Genomic DNA, 25,061 nt, shown 5'->3' with positions numbered 1-25,061 from the left:
GACCGGACGGTACTCGTCCTCGACCCTGCGGACGTGCCGTGCCCTATCGCGGGAGACCTGCGGTCCGCCCCGCGGCATCGGCTTCGGCTTCGGCGTCGGTCTCGGTCGCGGCGGCCGGGGCGTGCGCCAGCACGGCGTCGAGCAGCCGGACGGCGGCGGCCTTCTCGAGCGGGGCGTTGTACGACCCGCACTTGGGCGACTGCACGCACGCCGGGCAGCCGTCGTGGCACGGGCAGCGGGCGATGGCGTCGCGCGTCGCGCGCAGCCAGGTCGCGCCGAGCTCGAACCCGCGCTCGGCGAAGCCGGCCCCGCCGGGGTAGGCGTCGTGGACGAACACGGTGGCCTCGCCGGTGTCGGCGTGCAGCGCGGTCGACACCCCGCCGAGGTCCCAGCGGTCGCACGTCGCGAGGAGGGGGAGCAGACCGATCGACGCGTGCTCGGCGGCGTGCAGCGCACCGGGCAGCTCGTCGGCGTCGACGCCCGCCTCCTCGATCACGGAGGCGGGGGCGGTCCACCAGACGGCCATCGTCGGCAGCGTGCGCTCGGGAAGATCGAGGGTCTCCGTGCCGAGGACCTGCATGTCGAGGAGACGGCGGCGCTGGAAGCTCACCACCTGGGAGCACACGTCGACCGGGCCGTAGCCCCAGCCGACCGGACCCCAGCTGCGCTCGACGACCTCGCGGCCCGTCGCGACGTCCCCATCGGTGGGCTCGTCGACGATCGTGATGGACGTGGTCGACCGGGACCACGTGCCGTGGTCGACGTCCTGCCGACGCACGAGCGCGACGTGGTCCGCGAGGTCGAGGTGCTCGACCACGTAGGTGCGGCCCTGGTGGACGTACACCGCGCCGTCGTGCACGGAGCCGTCCGCGGAGGCGGCGTCGACGGTCCCGAGCAGCCGGCCGGTGCGCGCCTCGGCGACCCGGACGGGCGCGCCGCCGGAGCCGCGCAGGTCGGTCATGCCCGACGCGGGCTGCGCGTGCGTCCAGTACCAGCCGGAGGCCCGGCGCCGCAGGGCGCCGCGCGCGACGAGCACGTCGAGCAGGCCGCGCACGACGTCGGGCGTGCCGAACGCGGCGAGGTCCTCGGACCGCAGCGGCACCTCCGCCGCCGCGGCGCACAGGTGCGGCGCGAGGACGTAGGGGTTCGCGGGGTCGAACACGGTCGCCTCGAGCGGTGCGTCGAACACCGCCTCGGGGTGGTGCACGAGGAACGTGTCGAGCGGGTCCTCCCGGGCGACGAACGCGACGAGGCCGTCGGCGCCCGCCCTCCCGGCGCGGCCCGCCTGCTGCCACACCGACATGCGGGTACCGGGCCAGCCCGCGATGAGGACGGCGTCGAGCCCCGAGATGTCGACGCCCAGCTCGAGCGCGTTGGTCGTCGCGAGGCCGAGCACGTCGCCGGTGCGCACCGCGTCCTCGAGCTCGCGCCGCTCCTCGGGCAGGTAGCCGCCGCGGTAGGCGGCGACGCGGCGCACGAGCCGGGGGTCGACGACGCGCACGCTGTCCTGCGTCTGGACCGCGACCGACTCCGCGCCGCGGCGCGAGCGCGTGAACGCGAGCGTGCGGGCGCCCGCGATGACGAGGTCGGCGAGCAGGTCGGCCGTCTCGGCGGTGGCGCTGCGGCGGGGGTGCTCCGGCCCCTCGGCGGGCGTCGCGACCGCCGGGTCGTCGTCGTGGCCCTCCGCGGGCCCGTCATCCGCGGACGCCTCGAAGCCCACCACGACGGGCGGCTCCCACAGGGCGAACGTCTTGCGCCCCGCGGGGGAGGTGTCGCGCGCGACGGTCACGACGTCGTCGGGCTCGACCCCGACGAGCCGCGCCGCGCTCGTCGCCGGGTCGGCGGTCGTCGCCGACGCGACGACGAACGTCGGAGGCGGGTCGCCCTCGCGCGCGTAGTGCGCCGCGAGCCGGCGCAGGCGCCGCAGGACGAGGGAGACGTGCGCGCCGAACACCCCCCGGTAGGCGTGCCCCTCGTCCACGACGACGTACCGCAGGTCCCGCAGCAGACGCGTCCAGCCGCGGTGGTGCGGCAGGAGCGCGAAGTGCAGGAAGTCCGGGTTGGTGAGCACGACGTCGGCGTGCTCGCGCACCCACCGGCGCTCGTCCTGCCCGGTGTCGCCGTCGCACGTCGCGACCCGCACGTCGCGCGTCCCGGCAGCGTCGAGGAGGCGCTGGAGACCGGAGAGCTGGTCGGCCGCGAGCGCCTTCGTGGGCGAGAGGTAGAGCACGGCGCCGCGCCGTGCGACCGACTCGATGCGGCCGGGGTCGAGCACGCGCGCCGCGGCGTCGGCGCGCACGGCCGTGAGCGCCGGGAGCCAGAACGCGAGCGACTTGCCGGAGCCGGTGGAGGTCGCGAGCGCGACGTGCCGGCCCGACCACGCGGCGTCGGCGGCCTCGACCTGGTGCTCCCAGGGGCGCTCCACGCCGAGCGCGCGGTACCCGGCGACGAGCGACGCGTCGGCCCACGCGGGCCACTCGCCCTGGGTGCCGGGGCGCGCGGGCAGCTCGCGCACGTGCCGCAGCCGCTCGTCGCGCCGACCGCCCGCGCGCAGCACGTCGAGCAGCGTCGCGCTCGTCGGTCGCGGGGAGGTGGTGGGGGCGTGCAGCACGTCTCCGAGTGTCCCACCTCGGGCCCACGGTTCGGCCGAGGGCCGTGCTCGGGACCTCCGGCCCTCGCGCGGGGAGGGCCGCACGGCCGACGATCGACGCATGGCAGCGTGGCGTGGGGTCCGGGTCCTGACGACGACGGCGCTCGCCGCCGGGGCGCTCCTGCTCACCCGGCGCATGACCCAGACGTGGGGCACGTGGGAGGGCGAGCACGAGTGCGTGCTTCCCGGCGACGACCTCGTCCCCGACGCGCGCGCCGTCGTCGCGACGCGGGCCGTGACGGTCGACGCGCCGCCGGCCGACGTCTGGCCGTGGCTCGTCCAGCTCGGCCAGGGCCGCGGCGGCTTCTACTCCTACGACGCGCTCGAGAACCTCGTCGGCCTGGGCATCCGTAGCGCGGACGCGATCGAGGAGCGCTGGCAGGGCCTCGCGGTGGGCGACGACGTCCACCTGGCCGACGAGGCCGTCCTGCGGGTGGCCGCGCTCGAGCCGGGCTCGCACCTCGTGCTGCTCGGCGCGCCGGGCCCCGGGCAGCCGGACACGATGCCGTTCCGGTTCTCGTGGGCGTTCGTCGTGCGTCCGCTGCCGCCGGGGTCGGACGGCACCCCGCGGTCGCGCCTGCTCGTCCGCGAGCGGTACGTGCCGCTGGGCGCCGCGGGCCGCGCGGTCGTCGAGGCGGTGCAGCCGGTGAGCTTCCTCATGACGCAGAAGATGCTGCGGGGCGTCCGCGCCCGCGCCGAGCGCCACTGACAGGTCCCGAACATGCGGTCGTCGCCCGTCCGGCGCTCGGCACGGTCCGCAACCACATGCTCGGCCGCGGGGGGAGAGGGGGAGACTCAGCCGCGGAAGATCTCGACCGCGGCACGCGAGAGGTACCACGGGTCCACGACGGCGGTGAGCTCGCGCGCGGAGTGCATCGAGAGGATGGGGACCCCGACGTCGACCGTGCGGATGCCGAGGCGGGTCGCGGTGAGCGGTCCGATGGTCGAGCCGCACGGCACGGTGTTCTTCGAGACGAACTCCTGGCTCGGCACCCCGGCCCGGGCGCAGGCGCGCGCCCACGCCGCGGCGCCGTGCGCGTCGGTCGTGTAGCGCTGGTTCGCGTTGATCTTGAGGATCGGACCGCCGCCCGCGAGGGGCCGGTTCGCGGGGTCGTGCCGCTCCGGGTAGTTCGGGTGCACCGAGTGGCCGACGTCGCTCGACACGCACAGCGACCCCGCGAGCTGGCGGTGCCGCTCCTCGTCCGTCGCGCCGAGGCCGGCCGCGACCCGGTCGAGCACGTCCGCGAGGAACGGGCCCGACGCGCCGGAGCGCGACTCCGACCCGATCTCCTCGTGGTCGAACGCGGCGAGCACGGGGATCGTGGCGCCCTCGACGGGCCGGTCGGGCGTGCCCGCGACCTCGAGCAGCGCGACGAGGCCGGCGTGCACCGACAGCAGGTTGTCGAGCCGCCCGGACGCGAGGAACGCGCCGTGCGCGCCGAACACGCGGGGCGACTGGGTGTCGGCGACCACGACGTCGTACCCGGCGACCTCGCTCGCCCGCACGCCCGCGTGGTGCGCGAGCTCGGCGAGCACGTCCCCGCCGCTCGTCCCGTGCGGCGCGCCCGCGACGTCGGACCCGGCCGGACCGGACGCCGACGCGAGCCCCCACACGGGCTGCGTGTGCTGCTGCTTGTCGAGCGTGAGCCCGTCGTTCGCGGCGCGGTCGAGGTGGATCGCGAGCTGCGGGATGCGCAGCAGGGGGCCCGTGCGCACGAGATGCTCCTCGCCGTCGGCCGTGACGAGGCGACCGGCGAGCTCGAGCTCGCGGTCGAGCCACGAGTTGAGCAGCGGGCCGCCGTAGATCTCCACGCCCGCCTGCCACCAGCCCTCGCGGCCGACGCTCGGGCGCGGCTTGAGCTTGAAGCCGGGCGAGTCGGTGTGGGCGCCGAGGATCGCGAACGGCGTGGTCGCCGTCGCGCCCGCGGGCACGGCCCAGGCGATCACCGCGCCGTCGCGCACGACGACGTACCGCCCGCCCGCGGGCCCGTCGCCCTCGGTCACCGACGGCCACGCCGCGGTCTCTTCCAGGCGCTCGAAGCCGACGGCCTCGAGCCGGCGCGCGACCTCTTGCGCCGCGTGGTACGACGACGGGGACGCCTCGACGAACGTCGCGAGGTCGTGCGCGTGGGCGAGGGCGCGGTCGTGGAGGGTCGGGTCGGTCACGGGGGTGCTGGGCGTCGACACAGGCTCCACCCTACGCACGCCCAGGAGCGCTCCGTAGGGTGGTCGCACCGCGAGAGAGGGAGTCCGCATGACCTGGGTCGTCCTGCCGGGCCTGGCGCTCACGCCCGAGGACTTCGCCCCGCTCGCACGCGCCCTCGGCACCGCGACCGGCACCGACGACGTCCGCGTCCTCGACGCGTGGCGCGTGCCCGTGACGGGACCGGTCGACGTGGTGCGGAAGGGTCTCGGCGTCGACGGGTCGCGGCCCGTGGACCTCGTCGGGCACTCCGTCGGCGGGCTCACCGCGATCGAGTGGGCGCTGCGGCACCCGGAGGAGGTCCGCCGGCTCGTGCTCCTCGACCCGACGAGCCCGTGGGAGGCCCATCTCCCGGCCCTGCACACGGGGCGGGTCACGGCCCGGGCCGGCACCGCGGCGGCGGGCGTGCTCGCGAGCGGCCTCGCCGTGACGGGAGCGACCCTGCGCCGCGTGGGCGTCCGGGTCGTCACGCGCGCCCCGGACCGCCTCCCGCACGACGTCGCGCGCGCCCGCTACGGCTCGCGCGAGGCGTGGACGCTGCTCGCCCACCAGTGGTTCGCGAGCTGGGAGCAGGCGCCGCGGGTGCGCGACCTGCTCGACGACGGCCGCCGTCTGCCCGCGGGCGCCGAGCCGCTGCTCGTCACCGGCCTGCGGGCGAGCGCCCGGTTCCTGCGCGCGCAGCGCGAGCTGTCGGACCGGCTCGGGGTCCCGTGCGTCGGGCTCGCGGGCGAGGGCCACCTCTACCCGCTCACCCGGCCCGACGCCGTCGCGCGCCTCGCCACGGGTCCCGCCCCGGACACCGGCGGAGGGGCCGCGCGACCGCCGGGCTGACGGGCCCCGGGGCGCCGTCACCGGGCGCGCTCGTGACGTCGTGCACGAGTGGTCGTGACGTACGACACACGTGCGTAGACTCACCCCCATCGCTCCGGCAGGGGACCGGCGCGACGGTCGCGCGGTTCGTCAAGGAGGACGGATGCTCACGCTCGGTACGGAAAGTCTCACCATCGTCGCGGTCATCGCGGCGATCGCCCTCGTGGCCCTCGCCTTCGCGGTCGTGCTGCGCAGACAGGTCCTCGCCGCGGACGAGGGCACGGCGAAGATGCAGGACATCGCCCAGGCCGTGCAGGAGGGCGCCGGCGCGTACCTGAGCCGCCAGTTCCGCACGCTCGCGCTGTTCGCGGCGATCGTCTTCGGCCTCCTGTTCCTGCTGCCGGGCGACGGCGGCATCCGCGTGGGGCGCTCGGTCGCGTTCCTCGTGGGCGCCGGGTTCTCGGCGGCGATCGGCTACCTCGGGATGTGGCTCGCGGTGCGCGCGAACGTGCGCGTCGCGTCGGCCGCGACCCGGCCGGGCGGGCGCTCGGAGGGCGCGCGCATCGCGTTCCGGACGGGCGGCGTCGTCGGCATGTCGGTCGTCGGCCTCGGCCTGCTCGGCGCCGCGGGCGTCGTGCTCGTCTACAAGGGCGACGCCCCGGCGGTGCTCGAGGGCTTCGGGTTCGGCGCGGCGCTGCTCGCGATGTTCATGCGCGTCGGCGGCGGCATCTTCACCAAGGCGGCGGACGTCGGCGCGGACCTCGTCGGCAAGGTCGAGCAGGGCATCCCCGAGGACGACCCGCGCAACGCCGCGACCATCGCGGACAACGTGGGCGACAACGTCGGCGACTGCGCGGGCATGGCGGCCGACCTGTTCGAGTCGTACGCGGTGACGCTCGTCGCGGCGCTCATCCTCGGCAAGGCGGCGATGGGCGAGGAGGGCCTCGTGTTCCCGCTCGTCGTGACGGCCCTGGGCGCGCTCGTCGCGGTGCTCGGCGTGTTCATCACGCGCGTGCGCGGCCAGGAGAACGGTCTCAAGGCCATCTACCGCGGGTTCTACCTCTCGGCGCTCATCGGCGCGGTGCTCGCCGCCGTCGCCGCGTTCGTCTACCTGCCGTCGTCTTTCGCCGCGCTCGACGGCACGGCCGACCTCGGCGACCTGTCCGGGATCGCGGCCGACCCGCGCGTCGTCGCGAGCCTCGCCGTCGTCATCGGGATCGTCCTCGCGGGCATCATCCTGTGGATCACGGGCTACTTCACCGGCACGACGTCGAAGCCCACCCTGCACGTCGCGGCCACCTCGCGCACGGGCGCGGCGACGGTCGTGCTGTCCGGCATCGGCGTCGGGTTCGAGTCGGCCGTGTACACGGCGGGCGTGATCGCCGCGGCGATCTGCGGGCTGTTCCTCCTCGCGGGCGGGTCGGTGTGGCTCGCGCTGTTCCTCGTCGCCCTCGCCGGGTGCGGCCTGCTGACGACGGTCGGCGTCATCGTCGCGATGGACACGTTCGGTCCCGTCTCGGACAACGCCCAGGGCATCTACGAGATGTCGGTCGGCGAGTCCGGCGACGGCGACGCGGAGGCCGCGCAGATCCTCACGGACCTCGACGCGGTGGGCAACACGACGAAGGCGATCACCAAGGGCATCGCGATCACGACGGCCGTCCTCGCGGCGACCGCCCTGTTCGGGTCGTACGCCGACGCCGTGAGCCACGCGCTCGCGGACGTGCAGGGCGTCGGCAGCGGTCTCGTCACGGCGATGCTCGACTACCAGATCATCTCGCCGATCACGCTCGTGGGCGTGATCCTCGGCGCCGCGACCGTGTTCCTCTTCTCGGGCCTCGCGATCGACGCGGTGACGCGCGCGGCGGGGGCGATCGTGTTCGAGGTGCGTCGCCAGTTCCGCGAGCACCCCGGGATCATGACGTTCCAGGAGCGCCCCGAGTACGGCCGGGTCGTCGACATCTGCACGCGCGACTCGCTGCGCGAGCTCGCGACCCCCGGCCTCCTCGCCGCGTTCGCGCCCATCGCCGTCGGCTTCGGCCTGGGCGTCGGGCCGCTGGCCGGCTTCCTCGCGGGCGCGATCGGCGCGGGCGTGCTCATGGCCGTGTTCCTCGCCAACTCGGGCGGCGCGTGGGACAACGCGAAGAAGATCGTCGAGGACGGCGCGTACGGGGGCAAGGGCTCGGAGGCGCACGCCGCGACCGTCATCGGCGACACGGTCGGCGACCCGTTCAAGGACACCGCCGGCCCGGCGATCAACCCGCTCATCAAGGTGATGAACCTCGTGTCGGTGCTCATCGCTCCCGCGGTCGTGCTCATGAGCGTGCCCGAGGACGCGAACCACGCCCTGCGCATCGCGATCGCGGTCGTCGCGGCGGCCATCGCGTTCGGCGCGGTGATCGTGTCGCGGCTGCGTGCGGCGCGCGTCGACCGCGAGGAGTCCGCCGTCGAGCGGGAGCGCGTCGCGACGGGCGCCTGACGCCGGGCCACCGCAGACGACGGAGGGCGCCCGGGTCGACCCGGGCGCCCTCCGTCGTGCGCGGGACTAGCCCGCGACGGTGAACGACGCGCGCAGGAGCGCGTCCTCGCGCGACGACGGCCCGACCCGCAGCTCGAACTCGCCCGGCTCGACGACGCGGCGCCCGCGCGCGTCGACGAGCGTGCAGTCCGCCACGGGTACCTCGAGGCCGACGGTCGCCGACTCGCCCGGCGCGAGGTCCACCTTGCGGTAGGCCTTGAGCTCCTTCTCGGCCCACGTCACCGACGTGACGGTGTCGCTCACGTAGACCTGGACGGTCTCGCGCACCGGGCGCGACCCGGTGTTCGTCAGCGTGACCTCGGCGCGCACGACGTCGTCGGGCCCGTGCTCCGTGCCGAGCACCCGCAGGTCGGCGTACTCGACGGTCGTGTAGCTCAGGCCCTCGCCGAACGCGAACGCGGGGCTCTGCGTGAGGTCGGCGTAGCGGACGCCGTGCTGGCCGCGGACCACGTTGTAGTACGTCGGCTGCTGGCCCGCGTGGCGCGCGAACGAGATCGGGAGCCGGCCCTCGGGCTCGATCAGCCCGAGCACGAGCTCGGCGACGGCCTGGCCGCCGCGCATCCCGGGGTTGGCCGCCCAGACGACCGCCGCTGCCGCGTGCGCCGACGGCGGCAGGACGAGCGGCTTCGACGCGACGACGACCACGACCACGGGGGTGCCGGTAGCGACGAGGGCGTCGAGCAGCGCGACCTGGCCGCCGACGAGCTCGAGCGTCGCGGTCGAGCGGCCCTCGCCCACGAGCTCGATGCGGTCGCCCACCACGGCGACGGCGAGGTCGGCGTCGCGCGCGGCGGCGACGGCCTCGGCGATCAGCGCGTCGTCGGGCGCGGCCGGGACGACGACCTGGGGCCGCGGCTGACCGTCGGGGAACAGCTCGCCCTCCGGGTCGGGCGCGAGCGTGAGGATGTCGGCGCCGCGCGCGTGGGTCACGGCCCAGCCCTCCGGGGCGAGCGCGCGGAAGCCGTCGAGCACGGTCGTCGTCATCTCGCGCGGGTGGCCGTCGGGCAGCCAGTCGGCCTGCCCCGACGCGCCCGCCCAGTCGCCGAGCTGCGTGTGGTCGTCGTCCGCGTTCGGGCCGACGACGGCGATCGTCCGGGCGGGCGCCCCGGCCGGGGCGAGGGCCCGGCCGTCGGGCGTGCCGGCGGCGCGGGCGAGCCCGCCCGCGAACGGGAGGGTGCCGTCGTTGGTGAGGAGCACGAGGGAGCGGCGCGCGACCTCGAGGTTCACCGCGGAGTGCTCGGCCGACGCGATGACCGCCTGCTGGCGCGCGACGTCCGGCCGCCGCGGGTCCTCGAACAGGCCGAGGCGGAACTTGAGCGTGAGGATGCGCCGGACGGCGGCGTCGATCGCCGCCTCGTCGACGAGGCCGCGGTCCACCGCCTCGAGCGCGCCCTCGAAGAAGCGCGGCGTCGTCATGACCATGTCGTTGCCGGCGCGCACGGCCGCGGCGGACGCGTGCACGTAGTCGGGCTGGATGTGCTGCTCCCAGACCATGCGGCCCACGTTGTCCCAGTCGGTGACGAGCGTGCCGGTGTACCCCCACTCGCCGCGCAGGACGTCGTCGAGCAGCCAGCCGTTCACGGTGACGGGCACGCCGTCCATGGACTGGTAGCCGAGCATGAACGTGGCGCAGCCCTCGCGCGCGACCCGCTCGAACGGGGGCAGGAACCAGGACCGGAGCTTGCGCTGCGAGATGTCGGCCTCGCTCGCGTCGCGCCCGCCCTGCGTCTCGGAGTAGCCCGCGAAGTGCTTCGCCGTGGCGAGGACGCCCGTCGGGTCGGACAGCCCGTCGCCCTGGTAGCCGCGGACCATCGCGGACGCGAGCTCGCCGATGAGGAACGGGTCCTCGCCGAACGTCTCGTCGACGCGGCCCCAGCGCAGGTCGCGCGCGATGCAGAGCACGGGGGAGAAGGTCCAGTGGACGCCGGTCGCGGCGACCTCGACCGCGGTCGCGCGCGCGACCTGCTCCACGAGCGCGGGGTCCCACGTCGCGGCCATGCCGAGCTGCGTGGGGAAGATCGTCGCGCCGACCCAGAACGAGTGGCCGTGGATGCAGTCCTCGGCGAGCAGCAGGGGGATGCGCAGCCGCGTCCGCCCGGTGAGCTCGTGCGCGGCGAGGACGTTCTCCGGCGAGGTGTGCAGCAGCGAGCCCGCGTGCTTCTCGAGCACCGCGGGGCCGACGCCGTCGCGCGCGTCGAGCTGGAGCATCTGGCCGACCTTCTCGGGCAGCGTCATGCGGGCGAGGAGGTCCTCGACGCGGTCGGCCACGGGCACGGCGGGGTCGAGGTAGGGCAGGGTGCTCACGGACGGTCCTTCCACGGCGGCGGCGACGGCGCCCGGCGGTGCCGCGGGTGCGGGCACGGCGTCGGCGGACCGGGCGCCGTCACTCTACCGGAAACCAAGTAACTGGTCAGTAAGTTTGGACTCAGCGCCAGTGGTCGAGGAAGCGGGCGACGGTCCGCGTCGCGTGGTCGAGCACGTGACCGTCCTCCGCGGCGGCACCCGAGAGCAGCGCCGCGTCCACGACGTGCGCGACGAGGTCGGTGTCCGTCACGTGCCCGTGGCCCGACGCGTCGAGCACCGTCCGCGCGGCGGCCAGCAGGCGCGGGCGCGACGCGCGCATGATCGGCCGCAGCGCCGGGTCCCGCATGGCCGTGAGCATGGGGTCGAGGCGCACGTCGACCACCGAGTCGTCCACGTGCGGGGCGTACAGCGTCTCGATGAGCTCGCGCGCCGTCGCGGTGCTCGAGCGGCGCCGGCGGGCGAGGGCGTCGGCGTGCTCCTGCGCGGCCGTCGCGCGCACGTCCTCCGCCGCCTCGACGGCGGCGGCGACGAGCGAGGCGCTCGTCGGGAAGTAGTACGAGGCCGACCCCTGCGGCACGCCCGCGGCGCGCGCGACCTGCCGGTGGGTCACGGCGGCGAAGCCCTGGTCGATGAGCAGGTGCGCGGCGGCGTCGACCATCGCGCGCTGCCGCTCCGCGCTGCGCCCCTGGACCGTGGTGCGTGCGCCCCGCGCGCCGCTCGCCGCCGACCGGTCCCGGGCACCCGCAGCGTCGTCCACGCGGCCATCGTAGTGAGGAATAACCTATACGCGCGTATGGTTATCGCCCTCGGACCGCGAGCGCGGCCCGTGGAACGAACGAGGAGTGGAGAAGGATGGTCGCCGCCGAGGGGCTCGTCATCGACTGGGCGCAGATGCCCACCTACAACACCGTGATGTCCGTCGCCGTCGGCGCCGGGCTGATCCTGCTGGTCATGCTCGGCCGCGAGCTGCTGCGGGCGCCCGGGAAGATCGTCGTGGAGGGCTGGTCGCTCGCGTTCGGCGTGCTGGGCACGATCCTCACGGCGACCGGGCTGCACATGACGCTCACGTGGCCGCTCGCCGCGGGCGGCTTCCCGTTCGACAACATCATCTTCGGCGAGACGAGCCTCGCGTTCGGCGTGCTGCTCCTCGCCGCCGCGTTCTACCTCTGGACGCGCGGCCGCGCCGCGCTCGAGCGGGCCGACGCCACCGAGCACCTGCAGGCCGTCGCGCGCCCCGTGTCGGTGTTCGTGCTCGGCATGGGCCTCGGCCTCGTCGCCATCGCGATCGCCGGCGTGACGTACCAGCTCTTCGCCGCGCCGCCGGAGGAGCCGATCTCGGGCGCGTTCGCCGCCTACCCGCTCGTCGAGGCGATCTTCATGTCCGGGCTCATCGCGCTCGTGGGCGTCGGCGCGATCCTCTTCCCGTTCGCGGTCCGCTCCGGGCGCCGCGTCGTGCGGGTCGTCATCGGGTGGGCCTGGGGCCTGTCCGGCGTCGCGTTCCTGCTGTTCGGCGCGATGAACTTCTTCACCCACATCGGCCTCATCGTCAACACGATGGGCTGACGCCGCGGCGACCCCGAGGACCCCGCCGGCCGACCAGGCCCGCGGGGTTCTTCGCGCTCGCGGGAGGCGTCATCATAGGGGCCATGCAATCACCGGTGCGCGCCGTGGCCCACGCCGCGGTCCTCGCCGTCGTCGCCGGGCTGTGCCTCGCCGTCGTCGCGAGCGGGGCGTTCGACGTCGTGTCACTCCCGGGCGCAGCACCCGCCGCCGCACCGCCCCCGCCCGCCGCACCCGCGGCGTCGTCCCCGGGTGCCGGGGACGACGCGGACGACGGCGCGGCACCCGCCGGCGGCACGGACCCTGCCGAGACGGACCTCGCCGCGACCACCGCGCCCGACGACGGCACGGACCCGGGGGCGGGCGCCGTCGACCCGGCGTGCCGGGAGGCGGAGGTCGCGTGGGGCGCGGCGGCCAAGGCGCAGGTCAACCTCACGGTCGACCACCCCGAGGCCCTCGTCGAGGGGTTCACCACCGCCCGCGACACGCTCGCCGGGGCCACCCCGCCCGCGGCGGTCGCGCGCGACTGGGCCGTCGTCACGACCTACCTCACGATGATCGCGGACGAGGTCGAGGCCACCGGCACGCGGGACACGGGCGAGCTGTCGCGGGCGATCGACCGCGTGGGGCGCCGGATCGACACGGCGGCGCTCACGTCGTCGTCCCGGGCCGTCACCGAGTACTTCCGGGCCGGCTGCGCGCGCTGACCGGCACCCGCCGGAACTTCACCCCGTGGCGATGGCCACATGGGGAGCGGTCCCCACTTCGAGGCTTTGAGGGCGCGCGACGCGCGTCCGTGGGAAACCATGGTCGTCATGCGCACCCGACTGACGATCACCAAGACCACGACCGCCCTCGCGACGAGCGCCCTCCTCGTGCTCGGCCTGGCCGCCTGCGGTGGCTCCGGCGACGACGCGAGCACCGACTCCGAGACCACGCCGGCGGAGGAGACCAGCACGTCGGCCGAGGAGGAGACCACCCCGTCCGAGGAGCCCGCCGAGGAGGAGTCCGGCGACACCGAGGCGTCGGGCGACTTCTGCACCGCCTACGACGCCCTGCTCGACGCCCAGACGACCCTGAGCTCGATCGACACGAGCGACCCGGCCGCCGCCGTGACGCAGTTCGAGACGTTCACGGCGTCGCTCGAGGCCGCCGAGGCCCCGGCCGAGATCAGCACCGACTGGGACAACGTCACGGGCGTCTTCCGCCAGCTCACCGACACGCTCGAGACCGCGGTCGACGACCCGGCCAACGCCGACATCTCCTCGATCACGTCGCTCATGACGGACGAGACCTTCCAGACCTCGGCGCAGAACGTCGCGGTCTACGGCACGCAGAACTGCTGACGACGTCGTCCCCCACGGACCCCCGGCACGCCTCGGCGCGCCGGGGGTCCGTCGCGTCCGGGGCGGCGCGGGCCCTCGGCCGCCGCGCGCGGATCGGTGAGGATGGAGCCATGCCTCCCGCCTCCAGCACCCCGAGCCCGCCGTCGCGCACCGCCGCGGACGGGCCCGGCCCCGTCCCGCCCGGCGCCGGCCTCGCCCCCGCCGACCTCGCCGCCGCCGCGGCGACGCTGCGCGAGGACCTCGCGGCGGCGGGCTTCACGGTCGACGGCGTCGAGCGCGTGCTCGGTCCCGTCGCGTCCGCCGCGCTGCACCGCGAGCAGGCCGTCCCGGCGCGGCGCGCGCTGCGCGACCGCGGTCGGGAGGGGGCCGACCCCACGGCCGCTCTCGCCGCCCTCTTCCTCCTCGGCGACGACGTGCCCCGGCGCGCCCTCGACGCGGCGCTCGGGCGCACGGGGGTCGACGGCGCACGGCGGCTGGGCCTCGTCGAGGCGGCAGGCGCGGGCGACGACGACGCGGTGCGCGCGCTCGTCGACCTGCGGCCGTACGCGGCGACCGACGCCGCGGGCCCCGTCACGTGGTGGCTGTCGTCGGACCTGGGCGAGCTCGCGACGGGCCGCCGGCTCGCCCCGGACCACGTGCTCGGTGCGGGTGGCGCGTCCCTGACCCTCGCCCAGGTGACCGTCCGGACGCCGGTCGGGCGCGTGCTCGACCTCGGGACGGGCTGCGGCATCCAGGCCCTGCACGCCGCGCGGCACGCGCGCGCGGTCGTCGGCACGGACATCTCGCGCCGGGCGCTCGGCTTCGCCGCGTTCAACGCGGCGCTCGACGCGGCGTTCGACGAGGCGTCGGGCCCCGCCGCCGGAGCCGCACCCCACGGCCCGGCGACCGGGCGGGTCGAGCTGCGCGAGGGCTCGATGCTGGAGCCGGTCGCGGGCGAGCGCTTCGACCTCGTCGTGTCGAACCCGCCGTTCGTCATCACCCCGCGCGCCGCCGGGGGCGCGCTCCTGGACTACGAGTACCGCGACGGCGGCCGCTCGGGCGACGACCTCGTGCGCGACCTCGTGACCGGGGTCGGTGCCGTGCTCGAGCCCGGCGGCGTGGCGCAGCTCCTCGGCAACTGGGAGCACCGCCGCGGCGTCCCGTGGGACGAGCGCGTCGGCGCGTGGCTCGACGAGGCCGGCCTCGACGGCTGGGCGGTCCAGCGCGAGGTGCTCGACCCCGCGGAGTACGCCGAGACGTGGATCCGCGACGGCGGCACGACCCCCGAGCGCGAGCCCGCGGCGTGGGCGGCGGCGTACGGCGCGTGGCTCGACGACTTCGCCGCGCGCGACGTGGAGGCCGTCGGCTTCGGCATCGTCACGCTGCGTCGTCCGCTCGCGGGCGCGCGCCCGACGCTGCGGCGGCTCGAGGAGCACACCGGGTCGGTGCGCCAGCCGCTCGGCGCGCACCTCGCGGCGTCGCTCGCGGCGCACGACTGGCTCGCCGCGCGCGACGACGCGGCCCTCGCGGGCGAGCGGCTCGCCGTCGCGCCCGACGTCACGGAGGAGCGGTTCCACACGCCCGGCGCGCCCGACCCCACGGTCGTCCTGCTGCGCCAGGGCGACGGTCTGGGCCGCGCCGTGCGGGCGACGACGGGGCTCGCCGCGCTCGTCGGCGCGAGCGACGGCGAGCTGACGGTCGGGCAGCTCGTGGGGGCGATCGCGGCGCTGTTCGAGGTCGGCGCCGAGGACCTCGCGGGCGAGCTCCTGCCCGACGTGCGCGGGCTCGTGCGCGACGGCTTCCTCGCACCCGTGGGCTGACGCGCGCGACACGCCCCGGCCGCACCGTTACGTTGGGGCGGCATGGACCTCGAGGTGCGGCACCTGCGCATGATCGTGACGGTGGCCGAGACGGGCAGCGTGACCAAGGCGGCGGCGTCGCTGGGCCTCGCGCAGCCCGCCCTCACCGCCCAGCTCAACCGGATCGACCGCACGCTCGGCGGGTACGTGTTCACGCGCGACCGCCAGGGCGCGCGGCCCACGGAGCTCGGCGAGCTCGTGCTGCGGCACGCGCGCGTCGTGCTGCCCGCCATGTCCGCGCTGGTCGACGACGCCCGGCGGCTCACGAGCGAGCACGGCACGGTCGGCCGCGTGCACGTGGGGACGGTGAGCTCCGCGATCGGCGGCCTGTTCGCGAGCCGGCTGCACACCGCGCTGCCCGGCGCGCTGGGGGTCGACGACCTGCTCGTCACGACGGCGACGTCGTGGTCCGTCGAGGAGACCGCGGACCGGCTCGCGAGCGGGACGCTCGACGTCGCGCTCGTCGGCATGTGCGGGGACGCGTCCCCGCCCGCGGCCGGGGGCCTGGTGTGGACGGCGGTGTCCACCGACCCGGTGTTCGTGCTCGTCGACGAGTACCACCCCGTCGCGGGGCGCGACGCCGTCGGGCTGGGCGAGCTCGCCGACGCGCTGTGGCTCACGGCACCCGGGAGCGGGTGCTTCGAGCGCTGCTTCGTCGGGGCGTGCGCGCGGGCGGGCTTCACGCCGCGCGCGATGGGGGAGTCGGACCGCACGTCGTGCATCGACCAGGTGCGCGGCGGGCACGCGGTCGCGCTCGTCCAGCCCGTGCTCCTCGACGCCCCGGGCGTGCGGACCGTCGCGCTCGAGGGCGCCCCGCTGCGCTGGACGCACCACGTGGGGTGGCGGCGCGACGCCGTCGACCGCCTCCCGGTCGACGCGGTCCTGCGGGCCGCGACGGGTGCGCACCGCGACGCCGTCCAGCGCTCGCCCCGCTACCGGCGGTGGCGCGCCGAGCACCCGGTGGAGACCGCGTAGGGGCGAGCCCGCACATAGCGCCCGCGTATGACCTGATCGTGATCTGGGCGCGCCCTGGACGTGTCTCTAGCGTGGCCTCGACCGGGCCACCCGGGCCCGGCGAAGGGAATGGACGACATGACACGACCACTCCGCAGGAGGCTCGCCGCGGTCACCGCCGCGGCGACGCTCCTGGCGGGCGGGGCCGCGACGCACGCCGTCGCCGCCACGCCCGCACCCGACGACCAGCGCGCGACGGTGCGCGCGGTCCCCAAGACGGCCCCCGGCCTGGAGCGCGCGCTGGAGCGCGACCTGGGCCTCAGCGCGCGGGACGCACGGACGCGCCTCGCCTTCCAGTCCGACGCGGCGGGCACCGAGGCCGCGCTCGAGCGGCGCCTCGGCGCCGACTACGCGGGCGCGTGGGTCGACGACGCCGCGAACGTCCTCTACGTCGGCGTCACCGACGCCGCCGACGCGCGCACGGTGCGCGCCGAGGGCGCCACCGCGGTCGACGTCGACCACACGCTCGCCGACCTCGAGACCTGGCGCGCGACGCTCGACGGCGCGCTCGCCGACGACCCGGCGGCGCTGCCGGGCTGGTACGTCGACGTGACGCGCAACCGCGTCGTCGTCTCGGTGCGCGAGGGCGGCCAGGCCGACGTCGCCGCGCAGGTCGCCGCCGCGGGCGTCCCCGCCGACGCGGTCGCGTACGAGGAGACGACGGAGTCCCCGCGGCCGCTGATCGACGTCGTGGGCGGCAACGCGTACACGATCGGCGGCGGCAGCCGGTGCTCCGTCGGGTTCGCGGTCCAGGGCGGGTTCGTCACCGCCGGGCACTGCGGCTCGACCGGCGCGCGCACGTCCGGGCCGGCGGGCACGTTCCGCGGGTCGAGCTTCCCGGGCAACGACTACGCGTGGGTCCAGGTCGACGCGGGCAACACGCCCGTCGGCGCGGTGAACAACTACGCTGGCGGCCGCGTCGCGGTCGCGGGCGCGACGCAGGCGCCGGTCGGGGCCTCCGTCTGCCGCTCGGGCTCGACCACCGGCTGGCACTGCGGCACCGTCCAGGCGTACAACGCGTCCGTCACCTACCCGCAGGGGACCGTCACGGGCCTCATCCGCACGACGGTGTGCGCCGAGCCCGGCGACTCCGGCGGCTCGCTCCTCGCGGGCAACCAGGCGCAGGGCGTGACGTCCGGCGGGTCCGGGAACTGCAGCTCCGGCGGGACGACGTACTTCCAGCCGGTGGGCGAGATCCTCTCGGCGTACGGCCTGACCCTCGTCACGAGCGACGGCGGGGGCGGCACGCCGCAGCCCCCGACGGGCTGCAGCGGCTACGCCCGCACGTACACCGGGTCGCTCGCCGCGGGCACGACGGCGGTCCAGCCCAACGGGTCGTACTACACGGCCGGGGCCGCCGGGACGCACCGCGCGTGCGTGAGCGGTCCGAGCGGTGCCGACTTCGACCTCTACCTCCAGCGCTGGAACGGGTCGACGTGGGCGACGGTCGCGCAGTCGACCTCCCCGGGCGCGAACGAGTCCGTCTCCTACTCGGGGGCCGCGGGCTACTACCGGTTCGTCGTCCAGGCGTACTCCGGCTCGGGCGCCTACACGCTGGGGGCGACGACGCCCTGACCCGCCTGCCGCGCGCCGAGCACGAGGTCGCCGTCGTTCCCGTCCGCTTCCCGGGAGCAGCCTCGTGCTCGGCCGCGTGGGCCGTCAGGCCAGCAGCGCCGGGCCGTACTTGAGCAGCACGAGGGCGGCGAGGCCCACGAGCCACGCCGCGACGAGGTAGCCGTACGCCCCCGACCGCACGAACCCGAGCAGGCGCGCCTGGGCGCCGCGCGGCAGGTAGAGGTTGTCCTCCAGGACGTTCCAGTGCAGGAGCGACGCGAACACGAGCGTCGTGGAGACCGTGATGAGCAGGCACCACGGGCACAGCGCCCCGATGACGAACATCGACTGGTAGAAGAGCCAGTACGCGAACACGACCCCGAGCAGGTACACGCACTGCGCGGCGAAGAGGAACCACCGCGGGAAGCGGGTCCCGCCGAGCGCCGCGACCGCCGTCGTGATGACGATCGGCTCCGCGATCAGCCCGAGGAACGCGTTGGGGAAGCCGAACACCTGCGCCTGCCACGACTGCGCGACCGTCCCGCACGACAGCACGGTGTTGACGTCGCACGACAGCACCGCGCCGGGGTCCCCGGCGAGGAGGACGGCGTCGTACGACAGCACGAACGCCGCGGTGAGGCTCAGCAGCCCGAACAGGAGCATCTCGCCGAACAGCACGCCGCGGGAGTGGGTCCAGCCGGTGGGCCGGGCGAAGGGGTCGAAGCCCGCGTCCGGCGTGGTGCCCCACGCCGTCGGGCCGGGCGAGCGGGCGTCGTCCGCGAGCGCGGTGGTCGTTCCGGTCACGGGCGGTCCTCGGGTCCGCGGGGCCCCGCCGGAGAGGTCCGGCGGGCGGGGCAGAAGGTGGCGCCGGCCGGCAGGGTGGGCGCGCTGCCGGCCCGGCGCCGCACCCAGCGTACGAACGTGCGCGGCGGGGCCGACAGGGACCATGGTCCCGGATCCGGGGCGCTTCTCGGGCGGTCCCGGGCGACCGGTCGGGCGTCCGCCGAGCCCGGCGGGAGGGCGGCCTCGCGGTGGGTCGTGGGGGCGGTGGGGGCGGTCCGCCCTAAGATCTGGGGGCGCCCCCTCGCGTGGCGCGCCCTGGCCGCCGCGCCGGGCACCGACCCGCCCCGCCCGAGAGGACCTGCGTGCAGCACGACGACGTCGACTCCCTGCGACGGTCGAGCGCGGCGTGGCGGCTCCTGCGCGCGGACACGGCGCCGCTCGTGCTCTCGTTCCTCGGCACGCTCTTCGTCGAGGACAACGTGCGCGCCATCCCGGAGAGCGAGCTCGTCGCGCGCCTCGACGACCACCTGTGGGCCGTCGACGGCCGGGCCGCGCGGGCCTCCGGCACGGAGCCGCGGTACCCGCGCGCCCCGCAGGCGTACGTCGACCACTGGACGCACCCGGACCAGGGCTGGCTGCGCGCCTGGTACCCGCCCGGCTCGGCCGAGCCGCACTACGACGCGACGCCCGCCGTCGAGCAGGCCGTGCGCTGGGTCGCGTCGCTGCGCGGGCGCGGGTTCGTCGGCACCGAGTCGCGGCTCAACACCGTCTTCGAGCTGCTGCGCCAGCTCGCCGTCGGCACGCAGACCGACCCGGCCGAGCGGCTGCGCGAGCTCGAGGAGCGCCGTGCCGCCATCGACGACGAGATCGCCCAGGTCCGCGCGGGGCGCGTCGCCGTCCTCGACGCGGCGGCGCAGCGCGACCGCTACCAGCAGCTCACCCAGACGGCGGCCGACCTGCTCTCCGACTTCCGCGAGGTCGAGGCGAACTTCCGCTCCCTCGACCGGGAGCTGCGCGAGCGCATCACGGGGTGGGACGGCGCGAAGGGCGAGCTGCTCGAGGAGGTCGTGCGGTCGCGCACGGCCATCGCGGAGTCGGACCAGGGGCGGTCGTTCCACGCGTTCTACGACTTCCTCCTCGACCGGCGCCGCCAGGAGGAGTTCGCCGCGCTCGTCGAGCGCGTGCAGTCCCTCGACGCGATCGCGCCCGACGTCGTCCGGCCGGCCCCCGGGACGCCGGGCCCGGCCGTGGACGCCGCCGCGCAGGCCGCGGCCCGGGAGCAGGAGCACCGGCGCCTGCGCCGCGTCCACTACGACTGGCTCGACGCCGGCGAGCGGACCCAGGCGACCGTGCGGACCCTCTCCGAGCAGCTCCGCCGCTTCCTCGACGACCAGGTGTGGCTCGAGAACCGGCGGGTCATGGACATCCTGCGCGGCGTCGAGGCGAAGGCGCTCGCCGCGCGCGACGTCGCCCGCGCGGCAGGCCGCGCCGGTGCGCCGCCGGGGATGCCGGTGGACGCCGTCGCGCCCGAGGTCGTGCTGCCGACGGAGCGGCCGCTCTTCACGCCGCGCCCCACGGCGCGCCTCGACTCCGACCACGTCGAGGTCGGCGACGACGACTTCGAGGTCGACGCGCTCTACGACCAGGTGCACGTCGACCCGGAGCGCCTCGCGCGCACGGTCCGCGCGACGCTCTCGCGGCCCGGCGGCCCGGGGGAGGTCGCGCTCGCGGACCTGCTCGCCGAGGCCCCGCTCGAGCACGGGCTGGCCGAGCTCGTGACGTACCTGTCGCTCGAGGACCCGCGGTTCGTCGTCGTGCACGACGACGAGCGCACCGACGAGGTGCGCTGGGAGGGCGAGGCCCCGGCAGGGCCCGTCGCCGAGGACGGCGCACCCGACCCGGTGGTGCGCGTCGCGCGCCTGCCGCGCGTCACGTACGCGCGGCGGACGAGCGGCTCCCCGCCCGGCGGGCCCCCTGCCGCACGACCTGACGCACGACCCGACGCCGCCCCCGACCCGAGCCCGGAGGAGACCCCGTGAGCACGACCCGCACCGCGCGCGACCCGGAGCTGTCCGTCGTCGTGACGTCGCTGCTCAAGGGCGTCGTCTACCGCGAGTCCGGCGAGGCGCTGTGGCGCGACCTGCTCGCCCGCGAGGCGCAGGTGCGCGACGCCGTCGCGATGCTCGGGCTGCAGGTCGTCGTCGACGAGGGCGACGGCTACGCCTACCTGCGCTCCCAGCCCGAGCACGAGCGCGACGAGCGCGTGCCGCGGCTGATCCCGCGCCGCGAGCTGCCGTTCGACGTCAGCCTGCTGCTCGCCCTGCTGCGCAAGCGGCTCGCGCAGGCGGACTCGGAGGGCGGCGAGACGCGCCTCGTGCTCACGCGCTCGGAGATCGTCGACCTGCTGCGGGTCTTCCTCACCCAGGACGCGGGCGCCGCGGCGAACGAGGCACGGCTCGTGGACCGGGTGGACGCGCTCGTGCGGCGCGTCGTGGAGCTCGGCTTCCTGCGCCCGGCAGGGCGCCCGGACCCGGACGGGCCCGACGCCGGCGCGCCGGGGGACCCCGGCGACCCGGCCGACGCGGAGGCCCGGCGGTACGAGGTGCGCCGCATCCTCAAGGCGTTCGTCGATGCCCAGTGGCTCGCGGACTTCGACGCGCGCCTCGCGCAGTACCTGGAGCTCGCCGCCGAGGGCGGCGGCCCGGGGGCGGGGACGCGCACCGGAGCGGCGGGCGCGGGGACTGGCCTGGCGACGGGTACGGCGGGCACGACGACGAGGACGGTGGCGTGATGGAGGGCCTGTTCAGCGCGGTCGAGCTGCACGACCCGGCGGCCGACCTCGACGCGCGCGCCGGGTTCCGGCTCGAACGGCTCGAGGTGCTCAACTGGGGCACGTTCGACCAGCGCGTGTGGGCGTTCGACCTCGACGGTCGCAACGCCCTGCTGACCGGCGACATCGGCTCGGGCAAGTCGACCATCGTCGACGCGGTGACGACGCTGCTCGTGCCGTCGCACCGGATCTCGTACAACAAGGCCGCCGGGGCGGGGGCGCGCGAGCGGTCGCTGCGGTCGTACGTCGCGGGGCACTACAAGTCCGAGCGCGACGAGGCGACGGGCACGACGCGCCACGTGGGCCTGCGCGAGCGCGGCACGTACTCGGTCGTGCTGGGGCGGTTCTCGAACCGCGGGTTCGACCAGGAGGTCACGCTCGCGCAGGTGTTCTGGCTCGCCCCGGGCCAGGCGGGCCAGCCGGACCGCTTCTTCGTCACGGTGGACCGCCCGCTGACGATCACCGAGGACTTCGCGGGCTTCGGCGGCGACGTCACGGCGCTGCGCCGCCGCCTGCGCGAGTCCGGCGCGCAGGTGCGCGACCACTTCCCCGACTACGGGCGCGACTTCCGCCGCCTGCTCGGCATCCCGTCGGAGCAGGCGATGGACCTGTTCCACCAGACGGTGTCGATGAAGTCGGTCGGCGACCTCGGCGAGTTCGTGCGCGAGCACATGCTCGAGCCGTTCGACGCCGACCGCTGGACGGACCGGCTCGTCGCGCACTTCGACGACCTGACGAGCGCGCACGACGCCGTCGTGCGGGCGACCGCGCAGATCGAGCGGCTCGCGCCCCTGCTCGCGGACTGCGACGCGCACGACGCGCTCGGGGAGCGGGCCGAGGCGCTCGTCGCGCGCCGCGACGCCCTGCGCGCGTTCACCGCGTCGCGCCGCGTGGCGGACCTCGACGGCCTCACCGCCGCCCTCGACGAGCGCGTGGCCGACGGCGAGGCCCGCCGCCGCCGCGTCGTCGACGAGCTGGGGCTGCTCGGCGCCGAGCGGCAGCGGCTCGAGCTCGAGCGCGCGGGCCACGGCGGCGACCGGCTCGCCGCGATCGAGGGCGAGGTCGCGCGCCGCGAGGTCGAGCGCGCCGCGCGCGAGCGCCGCGTCGCCCAGCTCGCCGGCTACGCGGCGGCGGCCGGCCTGACGCTCGGCGCCCCGGACGGCGCCGACGCCGCGGCGGGGGACTCCGGCCCGGCGGGGCCGGGGCAGGGCGCCACCGCGGGCGCGGTGGCCGCCGCGCTCGTCGACGCCGAGGCGTTCGCGGCGCTGCGGCGCGCGGCCGACGACGCCGCCGTGCGCGTGCGCGACGACCTCGCCCGGGCCGAGGAGCAGGCGAGCGAGGTCGCGGCGCAGGTGCGCGCCGTCGAGCAGGAGACCGCCGACGTCAAGGCCGAGCTCGCGAGCCTCGCCGACCGCCGGTCCAACCTGCCGCGCACTCACCTGGAGGTCCGGGACCGGCTGTGCGACGGCGTCGGGCTCGCGCCGGGCGACGTCCCCTTCGTGGGCGAGCTGCTCGCCGTCCGCCCCGAGCACGCCGACTGGGAGGGTGCGGCCGAGCGCGTGCTGCGCGGCTTCGCGCTCTCGCTCCTCGTGCCGGCGGCGCACTACGACGCGGTGTCCGCGTGGGTCGACCGCGAGCACCTCGGGCTGCGGCTCGTCTACCACCGGGTGCCCGAGCGCGTCTCCGCCGCCCGGCCGGCGCCGCGCGAGGACGGCGTGCCGCTCCTCGCCGACCTGCTCGACGTGCGCCGCCTCGACGACGCGCCGACCCTCACGGCGTGGGTCGAGGCCGAGCTCGAGCGCCGCGCCGACCACGCGTGCGCGCCGGACCTCGACGCGTTCCGCCGGCTCCCGCGCGCGATCACGCGGGCCGGCCAGGTCAAGCACTCGCCGGACCACCACGAGAAGAACGACACGCGCGCGGTCGACGACCGCCGGGGCTACGTGCTGGGCTGGTCGACCCAGGCGAAGATTGACGCGCTCCTCGAGCAGGCCGCCGAGGTCACGGCGCGTCGCGACGCGCTCGCACGGCGTCGGGACGAGGCAGCCGCCACGCGCGAGGCCCTCCAGGCCCGTTCCGCAGCGCTCGGGCGGCTCGACGTCTACCGCGACTGGGACGAGCTCGACCGCGGGGCCGAGACGGCGCGCATCGCCGAGCTCGCCGAGGAGAAGCGGCGGCTCGAGCAGGCGAGCGACGAGCTCGGCCGCCTCGCGGCGCTCCTCGACGACAACGCGCGCCGCCAGGCGGAGCTCGAGGCGGAGCGCGACCGCGTCGTCGCGACGCTCGGCGCCGACCGGCACGCGCTCGACGAGGCGCGGACGGCGCGGGAGCGGGCGCGCGCGGTGCTCGACGGCGCGGGCGAGACGCTCGACGAGGAGACGACGGCGGCCCTCGCCGCGGAGTTCGACCGCGAGCTCGCCGGGTTCGGCGCGGCGGGCCCGGGCGGCGCTGCCGACCGCCCGACGCGCGCGGCCGACCTCGACGCGGTCGAGAGCGCGGTGCGCTCGCGGCTCACGGCCGAGGCCGAGCAGGCGCAGCGCGAGCGCGCGGACCTCGGGACGCGGATCGCGGGGCAGATGGCCTCGTTCCGGTCGGCGTACCCGGTCGAGACGGCGGAGCTCGACGCGGACGTGCGGTCGGCCGACGGCTACCGCGAGATCCACGACCGGCTCGTGCGCGACGACCTCCCGCGGTTCGAGGCCGACTTCAAGGCGTACCTCAACACGAACGCGATCCGCGACATCGCGGGCTTCGCGGCCGAGCTCGCCAAGCAGGCCGACGTCATCCGCGACCGGATCGACACGATCAACGACTCGCTCCGCGCGATCGACTACAACCCGGGCCGGTACATCCGTCTGGAGATGTCGCGCACGCCCAACCTCGAGGTGCGCGAGTTCCAGCAGGACCTGCGCGCGTGCACCGACGGCGACGGGATCCTCGCGGAGGACGACCGCGCGCTCGCCGAGGGCGACGGGTCGCTCGCCGACGGCGCGCTGTCGTACTCGGAGGACCGGTTCCTGCGGGTCAAGGCGCTCGTCGAGCGGTTCCGCGGCCGCGAGGGCATGACGGACCTCGACGAGGCGTGGCGCCGCCGCGTGACCGACGTCCGCAACTGGTTCGTGCTCTCCGCGTCCGAGCGGTCCCGCGCCGACGACTCCGAGCACGAGCACTACTCCGACTCCGGCGGGAAGTCCGGCGGGCAGAAGGAGAAGCTCGCGTACACCGTGCTCGCGGCGTCGCTCGCCTACCAGTTCAAGCTCGACTGGGGCGCGGTGCGGTCGACGGCGTTCCGGTTCGTCGTCATCGACGAGGCGTTCGGGCGGGGGTCGGACGAGTCGACGCGCTTCGCGCTCGAGCTGTTCCGCCGCCTCGGGCTGCAGCTGCTCATCGTCACGCCGCTGCAGAAGATCCACGTCATCGAGCCGTACATCTCGGCCGTCGGGTTCGTCGACAACCCCACCGGCCGGTCGTCGCGCCTGCGGACGCTGTCCATCGCCGCGTACCGCGAGGGCCGCCGGGAGGGCGACGCCGCGCCGTCGGAGGGCGGCGCGGTGCCGTCGGACGGCGGTGCCGAGCCCGCGGTCGAGCCGGTGCCCGAGCCCGTGCCGGAGAGCGTGACGACGTAGCGCG

17 protein-coding genes are annotated in these 25,061 nt (G+C 76.2%); 12 read left to right on the top strand and 5 right to left on the bottom strand.

Going from position 1 to position 25,061, the window contains the following annotated elements:
• Positions 1 to 43: 43 nt before the first annotated feature.
• The gene (locus B9L22_RS02980) at positions 44 to 2,611 is read right to left on the bottom strand and encodes a DEAD/DEAH box helicase (RefSeq protein ID WP_233139654.1); all 2,568 of its coding nucleotides are present in this window, start codon (positions 2,609 to 2,611) and stop codon (positions 44 to 46) included.
• Positions 2,612 to 2,711: 100 nt separating this feature from the next.
• Between B9L22_RS02980 and B9L22_RS02975 the strand changes: the two genes are divergently transcribed.
• The gene (locus B9L22_RS02975) at positions 2,712 to 3,359 is read left to right on the top strand and encodes a hypothetical protein (RefSeq protein ID WP_086149149.1); all 648 of its coding nucleotides are present in this window, start codon (positions 2,712 to 2,714) and stop codon (positions 3,357 to 3,359) included.
• Between the two features lie 86 nt (positions 3,360 to 3,445).
• On the opposite strand, the gene B9L22_RS02970 is transcribed toward B9L22_RS02975, so the two are convergent.
• The gene (locus B9L22_RS02970; protein ID WP_369824784.1) at positions 3,446 to 4,837 is read right to left on the bottom strand and encodes a M18 family aminopeptidase; all 1,392 of its coding nucleotides are present in this window, start codon (positions 4,835 to 4,837) and stop codon (positions 3,446 to 3,448) included.
• Between the two features lie 67 nt (positions 4,838 to 4,904).
• Here B9L22_RS02970 and B9L22_RS02965 point away from each other — a divergent pair, with 67 nt between their 5' ends.
• Positions 4,905 to 5,684, top strand: coding sequence for an alpha/beta fold hydrolase (locus B9L22_RS02965; protein WP_086149147.1), 780 nt, complete (start codon positions 4,905 to 4,907; stop codon positions 5,682 to 5,684).
• A gap of 142 nt (positions 5,685 to 5,826) precedes the next feature.
• A complete protein-coding gene (locus B9L22_RS02960; RefSeq protein WP_086149146.1) occupies positions 5,827 to 8,142 on the top strand; it encodes a sodium-translocating pyrophosphatase in 2,316 nt (771 codons plus the stop codon).
• Between the two features lie 66 nt (positions 8,143 to 8,208).
• Here B9L22_RS02960 and B9L22_RS02955 read toward each other — a convergent pair whose 3' ends face one another.
• Positions 8,209 to 10,506, bottom strand: coding sequence for a glycoside hydrolase family 3 N-terminal domain-containing protein (locus tag B9L22_RS02955; RefSeq protein WP_233139646.1), 2,298 nt, complete (start codon positions 10,504 to 10,506; stop codon positions 8,209 to 8,211).
• A gap of 121 nt (positions 10,507 to 10,627) precedes the next feature.
• Entirely contained in the window at positions 10,628 to 11,263 is a 636-nt protein-coding gene (locus tag B9L22_RS02950) for a TetR/AcrR family transcriptional regulator (protein ID WP_086149145.1), read from the bottom strand.
• 95 nt (positions 11,264 to 11,358) lie between these two features.
• Between B9L22_RS02950 and B9L22_RS02945 the strand changes: the two genes are divergently transcribed.
• The 6 genes from B9L22_RS02945 to B9L22_RS02920 all read left to right on the top strand — a co-directional run bounded on the left by B9L22_RS02945 (position 11,359) and on the right by B9L22_RS02920 (position 17,839).
• Entirely contained in the window at positions 11,359 to 12,069 is a 711-nt protein-coding gene (locus B9L22_RS02945; protein WP_021482095.1) for a DUF981 family protein, read from the top strand.
• A gap of 83 nt (positions 12,070 to 12,152) precedes the next feature.
• The gene (locus tag B9L22_RS19895) at positions 12,153 to 12,773 is read left to right on the top strand and encodes a hypothetical protein (RefSeq protein WP_158097132.1); all 621 of its coding nucleotides are present in this window, start codon (positions 12,153 to 12,155) and stop codon (positions 12,771 to 12,773) included.
• A gap of 108 nt (positions 12,774 to 12,881) precedes the next feature.
• On the top strand, positions 12,882 to 13,412 hold the full coding sequence (locus B9L22_RS02935; RefSeq protein ID WP_137279693.1) for a hypothetical protein: 531 nt from the start codon (positions 12,882 to 12,884) through the stop codon (positions 13,410 to 13,412).
• Between the two features lie 110 nt (positions 13,413 to 13,522).
• Complete coding sequence (locus tag B9L22_RS02930; protein WP_086149142.1) at positions 13,523 to 15,211, top strand: methyltransferase; 1,689 nt, start codon at positions 13,523 to 13,525, stop codon at positions 15,209 to 15,211.
• A gap of 42 nt (positions 15,212 to 15,253) precedes the next feature.
• A complete protein-coding gene (locus tag B9L22_RS02925; RefSeq protein ID WP_086149141.1) occupies positions 15,254 to 16,225 on the top strand; it encodes a LysR family transcriptional regulator in 972 nt (323 codons plus the stop codon).
• 117 nt (positions 16,226 to 16,342) lie between these two features.
• Positions 16,343 to 17,839 (top strand): S1 family peptidase, encoded by a 1,497-nt coding sequence (locus B9L22_RS02920; RefSeq protein WP_034652773.1) that lies wholly within the window; start codon positions 16,343 to 16,345, stop codon positions 17,837 to 17,839.
• Positions 17,840 to 17,923: 84 nt separating this feature from the next.
• Here B9L22_RS02920 and B9L22_RS02915 read toward each other — a convergent pair whose 3' ends face one another.
• On the bottom strand, positions 17,924 to 18,622 hold the full coding sequence (locus B9L22_RS02915; RefSeq protein ID WP_233139643.1) for a vitamin K epoxide reductase family protein: 699 nt from the start codon (positions 18,620 to 18,622) through the stop codon (positions 17,924 to 17,926).
• Positions 18,623 to 18,963: 341 nt separating this feature from the next.
• On the opposite strand from B9L22_RS02915, the gene B9L22_RS02910 reads away from it, so the two are divergent.
• Genes B9L22_RS02910 through B9L22_RS02900 form a run of 3 tightly spaced genes read left to right on the top strand, consistent with a single transcriptional unit; the run spans position 18,964 to position 25,057 of the window.
• Positions 18,964 to 20,640 carry a DUF3375 domain-containing protein gene (locus tag B9L22_RS02910; RefSeq protein WP_086149140.1) on the top strand — a complete coding sequence of 559 codons (1,677 nt, stop codon included), beginning with the start codon at positions 18,964 to 18,966 and terminating at the stop codon, positions 20,638 to 20,640.
• Entirely contained in the window at positions 20,637 to 21,392 is a 756-nt protein-coding gene (locus B9L22_RS02905; protein WP_198947185.1) for a DUF4194 domain-containing protein, read from the top strand. The genes B9L22_RS02910 and B9L22_RS02905 overlap by 4 nt, the downstream gene beginning before the upstream one ends.
• Positions 21,392 to 25,057 carry an ATP-binding protein gene (locus B9L22_RS02900; RefSeq protein WP_086149139.1) on the top strand — a complete coding sequence of 1,222 codons (3,666 nt, stop codon included), beginning with the start codon at positions 21,392 to 21,394 and terminating at the stop codon, positions 25,055 to 25,057. The genes B9L22_RS02905 and B9L22_RS02900 overlap by 1 nt, the downstream gene beginning before the upstream one ends.
• The last annotated feature ends 4 nt before the right edge of the window (positions 25,058 to 25,061 follow it).

It is taken from the genome of Cellulosimicrobium sp. KWT-B, from assembly GCF_002127155.1.
GTDB classification, from domain to species: domain Bacteria; phylum Actinomycetota; class Actinomycetes; order Actinomycetales; family Cellulomonadaceae; genus Cellulosimicrobium; species Cellulosimicrobium funkei.
The sequence above is the reverse complement of the archived record's forward strand: the minus strand, read 5'-3'. Positions and strand labels throughout refer to the sequence as shown.